This window comes from Mycobacterium sherrisii (assembly GCF_002102355.1).
In the GTDB taxonomy this organism is placed as follows: Bacteria; Actinomycetota; Actinomycetes; order Mycobacteriales; family Mycobacteriaceae; genus Mycobacterium; species Mycobacterium sherrisii.
The window spans coordinates 18,075-31,909 of the sequence record NZ_LQPT01000029.1; the positions used below are offsets into that span (position 1 = coordinate 18,075).

Here is a 13,835-nt window from a genome sequence, read left to right on the forward strand (position 1 = left end):
CCGGTGAGGCCGGCGCCGCTGCCGGTGCGCGACGGATTGGGGCCCGCGCGGGTGCGGCTGCGCGGCGGGGCGGTGCTGGCCGAGCTCGCCGCCCGGTTCGGCGAGCGGGCCCGGGCCAGGGTGCTGGCCGGGGAGGTGGTCGACGCCAACGGCGCGGTGATCGACGAAAAGACCGTGCTGCCAGCCGGTTCCAGCGTCTACCTGTACCGCGATCTGCCCGACGAGGTGCCCGTCCCGTTCGACATCCCCGTGCTTTACCGCGACGACGACATCGTGGTCGTGGACAAGCCGCACTTTCTGGCGACCATGCCGCGCGGCAGCCATGTCGCGCAGACCGCGCTGGTGCGGCTGCGTAAGGAACTCGGCCTGCCCGAGCTCAGCCCCGCCCATCGGCTGGACCGGCTCACCGCGGGCGTGTTGCTGTTCACCGCTCGGCGCGAGGTGCGCGGCGCCTACCAGACCGTGTTCGCCCGCGGTCTGGTGCGCAAGACCTACCTGGCCCGGGCGGCGGTCGATGCGGACGTGAGGCTGCCCCGGGTGGTGCGTAACCGCATCGTCAAGCGCCGCGGCCAGCTGCAGGCCGTCATCGAGCCGGGCGTACCGAACGCCGAGACCCGGGTGGAGCTGTTGTCGGCCGACGGACTCTACCGGTTGACGCCGCGCACCGGCCGCACCCACCAGCTGCGCGTGCACATGGCGTCGCTCGGCCTGCCGATCGTCGGGGATCCGTTGTACCCCAACGTGATCGACGTCCCCGCCGGCGACTTCGGCACGCCGCTGCGGTTGCTGGCCCAACGCATCGAGTTCGTCGATCCGGTGACCGGGTCGCGCCGGGACTTCGCCAGCGGGCGGGACGTGCCATAGCTGTCTGGCCGCGCCGGGCCCGGGTAAGCCGACCTGCCGCCGATTGACGCGGTCGTGTTGTCGCACATGCACGGCGACCACTGGGACCGGGCCACCCAGAAACGGCTGGACCATGGCCTGCCGATCATCACCACACCGCACGCCGCTAAACGCCTGCACTACCGCGGATTCGCTGCCGGCACCTGCGGCTGGGGCGTGACCGTCACCATGGACCGTCGCCAGGGCGCCGAGCTGGCGGCGATGCTGACGCTGCCGAAGATCATTCCGATCCACTTCGACGACTGCGGCGTCTTCGCCTCACCCTTGGCTGACTTCGTCCGGGAAATGGCGGACCGCGGTCTGGCTCAACGCGTCATCGAGCTGCGCCGCGGCGCATCGGTAACCCTGCGACTTCTAAGGCAGTTGCCGAGTCTCGGCGTCGAGGATGCCTTGGGCGATTCGATCCGCCGATGTCGCGTCGGCCAGCTGGGGCGGGGCCCCGCAGGTACACGAGAACTGATCGAACAACGGGCCGGCGCTGGCCGGCGCTGCGAACCCAACCGTGGCAGCGAAAAGCACGATGCCGCTGACAGTTATCTTCGTGATCATTTACAAGCCTCCGTTTGTTCACCTGGCGTTCAACTTTAACTCAGGCGGAGGCTAACTCAGATCACGACTTGCCGACGGTTTAGGTCTGCGGCTTCAGATCCTGCGCGGGCGGCATGTATTTGGGGCAGTAGGACCGGATCGCCGCGCCGACGAAAAAGCCGGCGTCGTAGTCGGGCAGGCTGCTGCTGTTCATCACGTCGACGACCACCTCGTTGGGCGTCATGCCTTGTTGGAGGTACTCGCACACTTTTTTCGCGGCGCTGATCGCGGCCGGGACCGAATCGTGGGTGATGCCGTCGGAGATCAGCAGCTGGATGAACTTGTCGTCGTTGGCGTCTGCGTGCGCGGCGGGGGCCAACCCCGCTGCGAGCACACCGAGCGACGCGGCGATCGCCATGACGGTGCGAGTGCCCGACGGCATGTTGAGGGTGCCGGACTTGCCAATTTTCACGCGTCTAATCATCTCGCATTGGGCGATTGTTGGCCATGCAAACGAGTCTGAAGAGCGGATGAACACGTTGGTTTTCAGCGCCACGTTGGGTATGGCGGCCCATCCCGACCGATCCGAGGGTCACGGTAGGTAATTTGAGCCCATGTCGTACCCGAGATGGATGTTGTCGGCTTTGCTGGCGATCTGTCTTGCCGGTTGCGGCTTGCAACACGTATCGGCGGCCGCACCTCGCGATTTGTCGGGGACGTTCCGTTCCGGCGGGATGGATCGGACCTTCCTGGTGCATGTGCCACCGGGCGATCCGATCGGATTGGTGCTCAGCCTGCACGGGGGTGGGGGTACCGGGAAGGGGCAGCGCGGTCTGACCGATTTCGATTCCGTCGCCGACAACCACAATCTGCTGGTGGTGTATCCGGACGGCTACGACAAGAGCTGGGCGGACGGCCGTGGCGCGTCGCCTGCGGACCGCCGGCACATCGACGACGTCGGATTCTTGACCAGCCTGGTCGAAAAGCTGCGCAACGACTACAACATCTCGCCCGGCCACCTCTACGTGACGGGAATGTCCAACGGCGCGTTCATGTCCAATCGGCTGGGTTGTGATCGCGCTGATGTTTTTTCCGCGATCGCGCCGGTGGCCGGCACGCTGGGGGTGGGGGTGACATGCAATCCGTCCCAGCCGGTTTCGGTATGGGAGGCGCACGGGACCGCCGACCCGTTGGTGCATTTCAACGGCGGTGACGTCCGGGGTCGCGGCGGACTGAGTCACTCGATTTCGGTCACGGCCATGGTGGACAGGTGGCGCTCGGTCGACGGGTGCCGGGGGGAGCCGATCGCAACGGTGCTGCCCAACGTGGGGGACGGCACCGTCGTGCAGCGGTTCGATTCGGCGGGATGCGCGGCGGGCACCGAGGTCGTTCTGTATCGGATTGACAAGGGCGGTCACACCTGGCCGGGCGGGAAGCAGTATCTGCCGAAACAGGTCATCGGACCGACCAGCCGCGCGCTGGACGGTTCGGAAGCCATCGCGCAGTTTTTCCTGGCGCACGCCCGCGGCTAGCGCGACTCAGTGCTGACACGAGGGGCACCAGTAGGCGATCCGCTCGCCGGTGTCGTCGACGAGGATGCGGGTGCCGCAGCGGCGGCACGCCTGGCCGGCGCGGCCGTACACCCACAGCTGCCGACCCGCCCGGGTGTCGCCGGTGGTGCAGCGGTTCCAGCGAAAGCGGTTGGCCCACAACATGTCCCGGGCGCGAGCGACCAGACGTCGCGGGTTGCCGATCGCGCTGACCGGCGCGGTAGGCAGATGCCCGGCGATGAAACACAATTCGTTGCAATAGACGTTGCCCACGCCGGCCAGCACGCGCTGGTCGAGCAGGGCCTGGGCAATGGGCCGGTCCGGTTGTGCGGTCAGGTTGGCCGCGGCCAGCTCGGCGTCCCAGTCGGGCCCCAGCAGGTCGGGACCCAGGTGTGCAACGGCCCCCTCGTCGTGTTCTCGGTCGAGGATCTCCAGCACGCCGAGGTCGATGCCGACGGCGCGAATATCGTTGGCTTCCAGGATGATACGAGCCCGGTGATCCACCCGGACCGGACGTTTTTCGTTTAGGAAGCCGACCCGCCAGCTGCCGTCCATCTTCAGGTGCGAGTGAATGCTAGCCTGGCCCACCCGGATGAACAGGTGCTTGCCGCGGCTGAGCACCTCGTCGACCACGTTGCCGGATAGGTCGACGGTGGCGAACTGTGGCACCCGGATGTCGCAGCGGGTCAGGGTGTGCCCGCACAGATGTTCGCGCAGCACGGCCGCGGTGTGCCAGACCGTGTCACCCTCGGGCATGCTGCTCCGCCGTGGTCATCGCAGCCGCAGTCCGCGAGGCGTGCGGGCGAAACCGGCCTCTGACAGCGCCGCAGCGACGGCGTTCGTCCCGCCGGCGGGCTGCAGCGCCGGCGCGCCGTTGATCCGTTCGACCAGAATCGATTCGACGCGCCGGGCGGTGACCAGGTCGGCCAACGCCTGGGCGGCCGCGTGGTGGGCGCCGGCGTCGTCGGTGAACGTGAGCAATGTTCGTCCGCCGCGTTCGAGGAACCAGGCCAGTTGGCCGTCGACGAGTGCCACAAGCGCGCCGGCCTTACGGCCGGGCCGTGCGCCTTCGTCGGTTGTCGGCCAGGGCAACGCGGCGCCGTACGGGTTCGCCGGGTCGGCGGCGGCCAGCACCACCGCTCGGTATTCGGGCCGTTCCGGATCGATCCCGTCGCTGAAGCTGCGCAGTCGGTCGACGGTGGAGGCGACGGCGAATTGCGCACCGCCCAGCGACTCGACGAAGTATCCGCGCTGGCATCGGCCGGCCTCCTCAAAGGTGCTCAGCACCTTGTAAAGGGTGGCGAATCCGCCGGGCACGCTTTCGGCGGCCACTGCGCCACGGGTCAGCACGCCGTGCCGGTTCAGCAGCAATTCGGCTTGATAGTGGGCGCGCAGGGTGGAGTCCGGCTCCGGCGCGGGCAACGCCGACCAGCGGCCGGCGACGGTGGGGTCGGCGGTCCGGGTTTGCGGGTGCGCGACGCTGTAACGGCTCAGCCGCGGGGCCCGGCGAGTACGGTGCGCGGGGGCTGAACGCTTGCGGGCGCCGGTGCCGCTCAGCAGCGCGCGCACCGGAGCGAAGGTGTCGCCGGTGATCCACCCGGCCCAAATCAATTGCCACAGCACCTCTTTGAGTGCACTCTCGGAAATGTCGGGGGCAAGTTGTCGGAAGAAGTACGCGCCGCCCCCGGCCAGGGTGTCCAGGATGGCGCGATGGGCGTCGGTGAAATCGATGTCGTCGGGCGCCGTCAGGGTCAACGGGGCGGAATCGCTGGGGTGCAGTGCGATCCAGCCGTCACTGCCCGAGATGGACCCGGCGCCCGACCAGGTGACCTCCCCGGCCGCCAGCAGCTCGTCGAGCATCGCCGGCGAGTAGTCGCGCACCCGCGGTGCCAGCACCAGTGGCTCGAGCGCCGAGGCCGGTATCCGGGCGCCGGCCAGCTGATCGATCACGGAGACCAGGCCGTCAATGCCCGACTGGGGCGAGGACACGTGGTGCCACGCGGGCAGGAATCGGCCGTAGGCGGCGGTGCTTACCGGCTCGACCTGGGCGCGCAGCGCGGCCAGCGACCGCCGGCGCAGGATCCGCAGCACATCGGCGTCGCACCATTGCTCGCCGCCGACCCCGCCGGACACCCCGGCAGTCTCGGTGGCGACAAAGTCGCCGCGCACCAGCCGACCTCCCGAAGGCCCGGAGCTGGCCAGCCGGCTCAGCACGTCGGCCGTCACCCGCAGCCCCAAACCGAACCGGGCGGCCGCCTCGGCGGTGGTGAACGGTGTGCGGGTGCGGGCGTAGCGGCCCAGCAGCTCGCCCAGCGGGTCGGCCACCTGCTCGGTGAACGTGGCCGGGACGCCCATGGGCACGGGCGCGCCGACGCCGTCGCGCAACCGGCCGATGTCCTCGATGGCCACCCACCAGGTGCGGCCGGCGAACGAGACGGTCAGCGCGCGGCGGGCGGCGCGCAGACCTTCCAGCCAGCCGCCGATGTCGGTGCCCTCGGCGGTCGCGGCCCGCGCGGCGATCTCGTCTTCGGTCAGCGGGCCCAGCAGCCGCAGCAGGTCGGCGACGGCCTCGGCGTCCCGGGCGGCCCGGTCGCTGGACAGATGCTGCAGCTGGCGGCCGGTTGCGGCCACCACGTCGGGGTCGAGTAGCTCGCGCAGTTCCACCCGGCCGAGCAGCTCGGCCAGCAGCGAGCTGTCCAATGACAGGGCCGCGGCGCGGCGCTCGGCCAGCGGCGAGTCGCCCTCGTACATGAACGCGCCGACGTAGCCGAAGAGCAATGATGCGGCGAACGGTGACGGCTTGGCCGTCTCGGCCACCAGCACCCGCACCTGGCGATTCGCGATGCCGGTCATCAGATCGACCAGGGCGGGGACGTCGTAGACGTCCTGTAGGCATTCCCGAACGGTCTCCAGCACGATCGGGAAGTCGGGGTATTTACGTGCCACGTCCAGCAATTGAGCCGCGCGCTGGCGCTGGTGCCACAGCGGCGAGCGGCGCCCGGGGTGACGGCGGGGCAGCAGCAGCGCGCGGGCCGCACATTCCCGGAAGCGGGATGCGAACAACGCCGAGCCACCCACTTCGGCGGTGACGATCGGGTCGATCTCGTCGGCGTCGAAAACGAAAAGCTCTGCGCCAAGCGGGGCGCCGTCCTGGCCGGACAACCCCGTGTCGGGCAGGTGCACGACGATGCCGTCGTCGGAGGCGGTCGGCTTCTCGTCGATGCCGTAGCGTTCGGCCAGTCGCCGGCCCACCGCCAGCGCCAGGGGCCCATGCACGCGCAGGCCGTAGGGGGAGTGCAGGATCACCCGCCAGTCGCCCAACTCGTCGCGGAATCGCTCCACCACCAGCGTGGTGTCGGTGGGCACCGTCCCGGTGGCGGTGCGCTGGTCGTCGAGCAGGACCCACAGATTGTCTGCCGCATAATCGTTGAAACCCAGCTCGGCACAGCGGTTTTCGAACTCCTCGCGGGCCAGGCCGGCCAGTTCGCCGGTGAACGCGCCCAGCGCGGCGCCCAGCTCCGCGGGTCGGCCGACGTCGTCACCGCGCCAGAACGGCAGCCGCGCCGGCAGTCCCGGCGCGGGGATCACCAGCACCCGGTCATGGGTGATCTCGGTGATCCGCCAGCTGGTGGCCCCCAATGAGATCACGTCGCCGGGCCGCGACTCGTAAACCATTTCCTCGTCGAGTTCTCCTACCCGCGAAGGTTTTTCGGCCTCACTGGCCAGGTAGACGGTGAACATGCCGCGGTCGGGAATGGCGCCACCGGAGGTGACGGCCAGCCGCTGCGCACCCGGGCGCGCGGTCAGCGTGCCGGCGTCGCGGTCATAGACCAGCCGAGGCCGCAGCTCGGAGAACTCGGTGGACGGATACTTGCCGGACAGCAGATCCAGGGTGGCCTCGTACACGCTGCGTGGCAGGGTGGCAAACGGGGCGCTGCGGCGGACCGTCTCGAACCACCGGTCGGCGTCGAGGGGTTCCAGCGCGGCCGCCGCGACCGTCTGCTGGGCCAGGATGTCGAGCGGGTTGGTGGGCACGCGCATCGTCTCGATCTGACCGGCCAGCATGCGTTGCACGCTGACCGCGCAGCTGATCAGGTCCGTGCGGTGCTTGGGGAACAGCACGCCCCGGGAAACTTCGCCGACCTGGTGACCGGCCCGGCCGATGCGTTGCAGGCCGCTGGCCACCGACGGCGGGGCCTCCACCTGGATCACCAGGTCGACGGCGCCCATGTCGATACCCAACTCCAGGCTCGACGTCGCCACCACCGCCTTGAGCAGACCGTGTTTGAGGTCCTCTTCGACCAGGGCGCGCTGCTCCTTGCTGACCGAACCGTGGTGCGCGCGGGCCAACACCGTGTCCGCGCCGTAGGTTTGACCGCTGCCCATGATGTGCGCCGGCGCCCCGCCGGGCACCTGGCGGTTGGCTTGTGTCGCCAGCTCGACACCGCTGCGCTCGGCGTGAATTTCGTTGAGCCGCGCGGTAAGTCGCTCGGCCAGGCGTCGCGAGTTGGCGAACACGATGGTCGAGCCGTGCGCCTCGATGAGATCGACCAGCCGGGATTCGACGTCGGGCCAGATGGTGTTGTCGGTCAGGTTGGCCATGTCGGGCACCGGCACCTGCACGGTGAGCTCAAAACGCTTGGCCGACGCCGGCGCCACGATGGTGGTCGGCGACGGTCCCGACAGGAACCGCGCCAGCTCCTCGGGCGGACGTACGGTCGCGGACAATCCGATGCGTTGCGCGGGCGGGCCGTCACGCAGGGCGTCCAGCCGCTCCAGCGACACCGCCAGGTGGGCGCCGCGCTTGCCGGCGGCGATGGCGTGAATCTCGTCGACGATCACCGTCTGGACCCCGGCCAACGTCTCGCGTGCGGCCGAGGTCAGCATCAAGAACAGCGACTCGGGGGTGGTGATCAGCACGTCGGGCGGTGAATTGACGAGCTCTCGGCGCCGCTGTGGCGGGGTGTCACCGGACCGGACGCCGACGCTGATCTGCGGCGGGGGCAGGCCGTGGCGCTCGGCGATACGAGTCAGACCGGCCAGCGGGGTCCGCAGGTTGCGCTCGACGTCGACGGCCAGCGCCTTGAGCGGCGACACGTACAACACGCGGGTGCCGCGGGCCGGCCGTTCGGGCGAGCCGGCCAGACGATCAAGGGCCCACAAAAACGCGGCCAGGGTTTTGCCCGAGCCGGTTGGCGCGATGACCAGCGTGTTGTTCCCGTCGGCGATGGCGTGCCAGGCCGCAGCCTGCGCGGTGGTGGGGGCGGAGAAGGTGCTGCCGAACCACTCGCGCGTGACCGCGCTGAACTTCTCGAGTGCTTCGGTGCTCACCTAGCCATCGTGCCAAGAGGCACCGACAAAAGGGCTACTGCGGCTGATGGCGAGCGGTCGCCATGGCGTGCGCGAGTTCCGGCGGGATCTCGGGCACCCGGGTGATCGCGTCGAGCAGGGTGTGCGCGCACGCGTCGGCCAGCCGCTCGGCGCTCACGGTCGGGTCCATGATGCGCTGGCGGCACAGTTCGAAGGTGAACGCGATCCAGCCGTTGAGGATGACGCGTAGGTGCCGTTCGACGTCCGGCTCGATCTTGGCGCCGGGAACCTTGGCGACGACCTCGTGGATGCGCGTCATGATGAGTTCCAGCTGACGGTTCTTGGCATCGTCTTCGACGCCCAGCAGATCCGGGTCGGAGCGCCCCATCCCGACGTACGCCGCCCAGGCGGCCTCCGGGTTCTGCTCGTGGTAGGCCATATAGGCCAGCACGCCCATCCGCGCCTCTTCGAACATGGTCAGTCCGGCGACGGGCTGTTTGTTGGTGGCCTCGTAGAGGCGGTCCGCCTCGTCCTTGACGACCGCGGCGAAGAACGACCGCTTGTCGGGAAAGTAGTGGTACATCAGGGCGCGGGAGACGCCGGCTCGCTCGGCGATCTCGTCGATGCGGACCTCGTCGTAGGGCCGCTTCCCAAAGACTTCCGCACCCAAAGCGAGCAGTTCAGCGCGTCGATCCTCGGGGGACAACCGCCTCCTAGCCGTTGGCATGTGTCAGATAGTACCCAGCGACGATGAGAAGCAATTCGGACTTCGTTTATCTCTTCGCCACCCGGGAATTTCGGTAACTAATCGGTCGTCGCGGACGAAACACCAAACGGAGTCGGTACGCGGGAGGTTTCGCAGATGCCAAAAGCCGATGAGCGATCACGTGGCGATCGCCTGGGCCACGAGGATTCCGAGGTGCGCGCCGCCATCCGCTTCACCGTCCTTTCCGCGAGTGCGGCCGTCGGTTTTATCGTGCTGGCCGCGTTGTGGGTCAGCACATGTCCGGGCACCAACGTGGACACCGCGGCGTGCGGCGTACCGCAGCGAACCCTGCTGGCGTTCGGCGGCCCGGTGATGTTGTTGCTGGCCGGGTTGTGGGCGTTCCTGCGGACCCACCGGGTGTGGCGCGCCGAGGGGACGTGGTGGGGCTGGCACGGCGCCGGGTGGTTCCTGCTGACCCTGATGATCATCACGGTTTCGGTGGGCGCGCCGGCCATTGCCGGTCCGGTGCTTGCGCTGTAACAATTGATGGGTGCGACCGTAGGAGCAGCCATGGGAGACACCTATCACGACCCCGTCGACCATTTGCGAACAACGCGGCCTTTGGCCGGTGAATCGCTGATCGATGTGCTGCACTGGCCCGGCTACCTGATGGTGGTGGCCGGCGTGATCGGGGTGTGCGGCAGCCTTGCGGCCTTCGGCAGCGGACACCAGCACGAGGGCATGACCGTTGGGGTGTCCGGGATCCTGGTGATGGTCGTCGGCCTGATCTGGCTGGCCATCGAGCACCGGCGGGTACGCCGGATCTTCAACGAGTGGTACCTCGAACACCCCGATGTGAGCAGGCAGCGGCCCGCCAGCTGAACCCGCATAGTGGGCAAAAATTCGTAGGTTATCGGACCCATCGAGTGGGTATCAGGTCTAGACCATGATGAGTGTCTGGGCTTAGGGTGCACCGCATCGACGGGGCCACGAGGTCGGGCGTGCCGGTCCCAACAGGCACCTCCATAGCGAGTGACATACCGGGCGGCGGTCATGGCCAACCGGGTGGGCTGTAGCGTCCTTTGGTGCGCTCAAAGCGAGGGGTAGTGTGAGTCAAACTTTGCCGGGAGACCCTATGACTGAGGGTGGTTTGCGCCCTGCCAAGCGTCAACGCGGCCACAGGGCCGTCGAACTGCACGTAGCTGCGCGGCTGGAGAATCTGGCGATGCTGCGCACCCTGGTGGGTGCGATCGGCACCTATGAGGATCTGGATTTCGACGCGGTGGCGGACCTGCGGCTCGCGGTCGACGAGGTGTGCACCCGGCTGATCCGGTCGGCGACCGCGGACGCGACCCTCGTCGTGGTGGTCGACCCGCGCGAGAACGAGTTGATGGTGGAGGCATCCGCGGCATGCGACACCCACGATGTGGTGTCGCCCGGCAGCTTCAGTTGGCATGTGCTGACGTCGCTGGCCGACGACGTCCAGACGTTCCATGACGGACGCGAACCCAACGAGACCGGCAGCATTTTCGGTATCACGCTGACGGCGCGACGGGCGGCCGCTGGCCGGTGACAGCGCAAGCTGACGGCGGTTCGGGTTCGCGCCCAAACGAATACGCCGACGTTCCGGACATGTTCCGTGAGCTGGCCAACATTTCCGCGGATTCGGCGGAATTCCAGCGTCAACGGGACAAGATCGTCGAGCGGTGCTTGCCGCTGGCCGATCACATCGCCCGTCGATTCGAGGGCCGCGGTGAGCCGCGCGACGACCTCGTGCAGGTCGCGCGGGTCGGGCTGGTCAACGCCGTGGTGCGGTTCGACGTCGAGACGGGCTCGGACTTCGTGTCATTCGCGGTGCCGACGATCATGGGGGAGGTTCGGCGGCACTTCCGCGACAACAGTTGGTCGGTCAAGGTGCCGCGACGGCTCAAGGAGCTGCATCTGCGCCTCGGCGCCGCCACCGCCGAACTGTCCCAGCGCCTGGGTCGGGCGCCCACCGCCACCGAACTCGCGGCCGAACTCGACATGGACCGTGCCGAGGTCGTCGAAGGTCTGGTAGCCGGCAGCTCCTACAACACGTTGTCCATCGATAGCGGCGGGGGCGGCGACGACGACGACGCGCGCGCCATCGCCGACACACTGGGCGACGTCGACTCCAGCATGGACCGGATCGAGGACCGGGAGGCGCTGCGGCCGTTGCTGGAAAGTTTGCCGGAGCGCGAACGAACCGTGCTGGTGCTCAGGTTCTTCGAGTCGATGACCCAGACCCAGATCGCCGAACGGGTCGGCATCTCGCAGATGCACGTGTCGCGGTTGCTCGCGAAGTCGCTAGCGCGGCTCCGTGACCAACTGGAGTAGCGGGCGAGTCCGACTGCCACCGGCCGTCACGGCCCCCTTCAGCAGCGGCTCGTCGGACGGCGTCGTGACCGGCAGGATGCCGTCGGGGGCGCAGACCCGTAGTAACCGCTCGACCGCCGCGCTGGGCACCATGGCCCAGTTCAGCTGCGCCGCAGAGCACACCACATTGATCCGGTGCAGCGCTGAAAAGCCTGCTGTGCCAATAAATTCCAGCCGACGTAGATCAAGGACCAGGCGCATCGCCCGCCGGGCGTTGCGCTCGACGTAGACGACGAGCTGATCTGAGTTCGCGGCGTCGAGTTCGCCGTCGACGGTGATGACGGTGCCGGCGTCGGTCCGGCTGGCGCTGAATTGCGCCGTGCGGCACCGCTGCCACGATTGAGTCACAGACATTGCTTCACTCCCTCAGCCGAGGATGGGTGCTTTCGACGGCGTCTGCGGCGAAGTGATGCGAAGGGAATTCGCCTTCCGCGCGGCGCTGACGTCGTCCGGGCGGCTGTGAACTCAACCTGCCCAGAACCCTACCCCCGGTGTGCGGGATGCGACACCGTTCTTAGCTGATTCCCAGGAACGTCCGGCCGGCAGCTACTTGATTTCGGCGAGCACCGTGCCCTGGGTGATGGCCGCGCCGGCCTCGACCGCCAGACCGGTGATCGTGCCCTCCTTGTGCGCGGTGACCGGGTTCTCCATCTTCATCGCCTCGAGGACCACGACCAGGTCACCGACCGCGACCTGTTGACCTTCGGAGACCGCGACCTTCACCACGGTGCCCTGCATGGGCGCGGTGACCGCGTCGCCGGACGCCGCGGCCCCGCTGTGCCCGCCCCGCTTGCGCGGCTTCGGCTTCTTGCGGACCACGCCGGCCGGGTCGGACGCGCCGCCCGACAGCGCCAGGTCGCCGGGCAGCGACACCTCGAGCCGGCGCCCGTTGACCTCGACCACGACGTTTTGCCGCGGCCTGGTCTCCCCTTCGTCGAGCGGCTCGCCGCCGGTGAAGGGCTCGATGGTGTTGTCCCACTCCGTCTCGATCCAGCGGGTGTGCACCGAGAAGCTGTTGCCGTCACCGACGAATGCCGGGTCGGACACCACCGCGCGGTGGAACGGGATGACCGTGGCCAGGCCCTCGACGTGGAATTCGTCGAGCGCCCGGCGGGCCCGCGCCAGCGCTTCCTCGCGGGTGGCGCCGTACACGATCAGCTTGGACAGCATCGAGTCGAACTGGCCGCCGATCACCGAACCGGCCTCTACACCCGAGTCGAGCCGGACACCGGGGCCGGTGGGGATGTCGTAGCGGGTGACCGGACCGGGCGCGGGCAAGAAACCGCGGCCGGCGTCCTCGCCGTTGATCCGGAACTCGATGGCGTGCCCGCGCGGCGTCGGGTCCTCGGTGAGATCCAGCTTCTCGCCGTTGGCGATCTTGAACTGCTGCAGCACCAGGTCGATGCCGGCGGTCTCCTCGGTGACGGGGTGTTCCACCTGTAGCCGGGTGTTCACCTCGAGGAACGAGATCAGCCCGTCCTGGCCGACCAGGTACTCGACGGTGCCGGCGCCGAAGTAGTGCGCCTCTTTGCAGATCCGTTTGGCCGACTCGTGGATCTCCTTGCGCTGGGCGTCGGTCAGAAATGGTGCCGGCGCCTCCTCGACCAGCTTCTGAAAGCGGCGCTGCAGCGAGCAGTCGCGGGTGCCGGCGACGACGACGTTGCCGTGCTGGTCGGCGATGACCTGGGCTTCGACGTGACGCGGCTTGTCCAGGTAGCGCTCGACGAAGCACTCGCCGCGGCCGAACGCGGCAACGGCCTCACGGGTGGCCGACTCGAACAGTTCGGGGATCTCTTCGATCGAGCGGGCCACCTTCATGCCGCGGCCCCCGCCGCCGAACGCCGCCTTGATCGCGATCGGCACGCCGTATTCCTTGGCGAACGCAACCACCTCGTCGGCGTCCTTGACCGGGTCCGGGGTGCCCGGCACCAGCGGTGCCTGCGCCCGCGCCGCGATGTGGCGGGCGGTCACCTTGTCGCCGAGGTCGCGGATCGACTGCGGGCTGGGCCCGATCCAGATCAGGCCGGCGTCGAGCACCGCCTGAGCGAAATCGGCGTTCTCCGACAGGAAGCCGTAGCCGGGGTGGATGGCGTTGGCGCCCGACTTGGCCGCGGCGTCGAGGATCTTGTCGAAGTCCAGGTAGGACTCCGCGGAGGTCTGGCCCCCGAGCGCGAACGCCTCGTCGGCCAACCGCACGTGCGGCGACTCGGCGTCGGGCTCGGCGTACACCGCCACGCTGGACAGGCCCGCATCGCGGGCCGCGCGGATCACCCGGACAGCGATTTCGCCGCGGTTGGCGACGAGCACCTTGGAGATCCTTGAGCTGGCGTGACTGGCCACTGCGCCTCCTGTTTGGGCCTATCTAGCAGAGATTGGTCTGCGTGCGTCTCTAAGAGAATTTCTTACAACGATTTTCGGGGAAGTCTAAGCGCCGCGCCGCC

Annotated in this window: 12 protein-coding genes and 1 pseudogene; 7 read left to right on the forward strand and 6 right to left on the reverse strand. The window is 68.5% G+C overall.

Annotation, left to right across the window (positions count from 1 at the left end):
* The first annotated feature begins 3 nt into the window (after nt 1-3).
* Both AWC25_RS05855 and AWC25_RS27295 read left to right on the forward strand, forming a co-directional pair.
* On the forward strand, nt 4-864 hold the full coding sequence (locus tag AWC25_RS05855) for a pseudouridine synthase (protein WP_069399855.1): 861 nt from the start codon (nt 4-6) through the stop codon (nt 862-864).
* Between the two features lie 30 nt (nt 865-894).
* Nucleotides 895-1,251, forward strand: a pseudogene (locus AWC25_RS27295) (MBL fold metallo-hydrolase); the annotation flags it as partial.
* A 280-nt stretch (nt 1,252-1,531) separates the two neighbouring features.
* On the opposite strand, the gene AWC25_RS05865 reads toward AWC25_RS27295, so the two are convergent.
* A complete protein-coding gene (locus AWC25_RS05865; RefSeq protein WP_244899463.1) occupies nt 1,532-1,903 on the reverse strand; it encodes a DUF732 domain-containing protein in 372 nt (123 codons plus the stop codon).
* Between the two features lie 142 nt (nt 1,904-2,045).
* On the opposite strand from AWC25_RS05865, the gene AWC25_RS05870 reads away from it, so the two are divergent.
* Nucleotides 2,046-2,963 carry an extracellular catalytic domain type 1 short-chain-length polyhydroxyalkanoate depolymerase gene (locus tag AWC25_RS05870; protein WP_085166477.1) on the forward strand — a complete coding sequence of 306 codons (918 nt, stop codon included), beginning with the start codon at nt 2,046-2,048 and terminating at the stop codon, nt 2,961-2,963.
* A 6-nt stretch (nt 2,964-2,969) separates the two neighbouring features.
* Here AWC25_RS05870 and nei2 read toward each other — a convergent pair whose 3' ends face one another.
* The 3 genes from nei2 to AWC25_RS05885 are packed head-to-tail and all read right to left on the reverse strand — an operon-like array spanning nt 2,970 to nt 9,018.
* Complete coding sequence (nei2, locus tag AWC25_RS05875) at nt 2,970-3,737, reverse strand: endonuclease VIII Nei2 (protein ID WP_069399852.1); 768 nt, start codon at nt 3,735-3,737, stop codon at nt 2,970-2,972.
* A gap of 15 nt (nt 3,738-3,752) precedes the next feature.
* Nucleotides 3,753-8,312 carry an ATP-dependent helicase gene (locus AWC25_RS05880; protein ID WP_085166478.1) on the reverse strand — a complete coding sequence of 1,520 codons (4,560 nt, stop codon included), beginning with the start codon at nt 8,310-8,312 and terminating at the stop codon, nt 3,753-3,755.
* Between the two features lie 34 nt (nt 8,313-8,346).
* Entirely contained in the window at nt 8,347-9,018 is a 672-nt protein-coding gene (locus AWC25_RS05885) for a TetR/AcrR family transcriptional regulator (RefSeq protein ID WP_044510002.1), read from the reverse strand.
* A gap of 135 nt (nt 9,019-9,153) precedes the next feature.
* Between AWC25_RS05885 and AWC25_RS05890 the strand changes: the two genes are divergently transcribed.
* The 4 genes from AWC25_RS05890 to AWC25_RS05905 all read left to right on the forward strand — a co-directional run bounded on the left by AWC25_RS05890 (nt 9,154) and on the right by AWC25_RS05905 (nt 11,355).
* Nucleotides 9,154-9,537: a hypothetical protein gene (locus AWC25_RS05890; protein ID WP_069399850.1), complete on the forward strand. Its 384-nt coding sequence runs from the start codon at nt 9,154-9,156 to the stop codon at nt 9,535-9,537.
* Between the two features lie 30 nt (nt 9,538-9,567).
* Nucleotides 9,568-9,879 carry a protein UsfY gene (usfY, locus tag AWC25_RS05895; protein WP_069399849.1) on the forward strand — a complete coding sequence of 104 codons (312 nt, stop codon included), beginning with the start codon at nt 9,568-9,570 and terminating at the stop codon, nt 9,877-9,879.
* Nucleotides 9,880-10,132: 253 nt separating this feature from the next.
* Nucleotides 10,133-10,570: an anti-sigma factor gene (locus AWC25_RS05900; RefSeq protein WP_069399848.1), complete on the forward strand. Its 438-nt coding sequence runs from the start codon at nt 10,133-10,135 to the stop codon at nt 10,568-10,570.
* Nucleotides 10,567-11,355, forward strand: coding sequence for an RNA polymerase sigma factor SigF (locus AWC25_RS05905; RefSeq protein ID WP_069399847.1), 789 nt, complete (start codon nt 10,567-10,569; stop codon nt 11,353-11,355). The genes AWC25_RS05900 and AWC25_RS05905 overlap by 4 nt, the downstream gene beginning before the upstream one ends.
* Here the strand turns inward: AWC25_RS05905 and AWC25_RS05910 are convergent.
* Both AWC25_RS05910 and AWC25_RS05915 read right to left on the reverse strand, forming a co-directional pair.
* Nucleotides 11,326-11,748, reverse strand: a complete 423-nt coding sequence (locus AWC25_RS05910; protein ID WP_069399846.1) for an STAS domain-containing protein — start codon at nt 11,746-11,748, stop codon at nt 11,326-11,328. The two genes, AWC25_RS05905 and AWC25_RS05910, sit on opposite strands and share 30 nt — an antisense overlap.
* A gap of 192 nt (nt 11,749-11,940) precedes the next feature.
* Nucleotides 11,941-13,734, reverse strand: coding sequence for an acetyl/propionyl/methylcrotonyl-CoA carboxylase subunit alpha (locus tag AWC25_RS05915; RefSeq protein WP_069399845.1), 1,794 nt, complete (start codon nt 13,732-13,734; stop codon nt 11,941-11,943).
* Nucleotides 13,735-13,835: the final 101 nt, after the last annotated feature.

Coding starts and splice junctions, on each gene's coding strand:
- AWC25_RS05890 (WP_069399850.1), top strand. CDS start 9,154: ATGCCAAAAGCCGATGAGCGATCACGTGGCGATCGCCTGGGCCACGAG.
- usfY (WP_069399849.1), top strand. CDS start 9,568: ATGGGAGACACCTATCACGACCCCGTCGACCATTTGCGAACAACGCGG.
- nei2 (WP_069399852.1), bottom strand. CDS start 3,737: ATGCCCGAGGGTGACACGGTCTGGCACACCGCGGCCGTGCTGCGCGAA.
- AWC25_RS05870 (WP_085166477.1), top strand. CDS start 2,046: ATGTCGTACCCGAGATGGATGTTGTCGGCTTTGCTGGCGATCTGTCTT.
- AWC25_RS05885 (WP_044510002.1), bottom strand. CDS start 9,018: ATGCCAACGGCTAGGAGGCGGTTGTCCCCCGAGGATCGACGCGCTGAA.
- AWC25_RS05910 (WP_069399846.1), bottom strand. CDS start 11,748: ATGTCTGTGACTCAATCGTGGCAGCGGTGCCGCACGGCGCAATTCAGC.
- AWC25_RS05900 (WP_069399848.1), top strand. CDS start 10,133: ATGACTGAGGGTGGTTTGCGCCCTGCCAAGCGTCAACGCGGCCACAGG.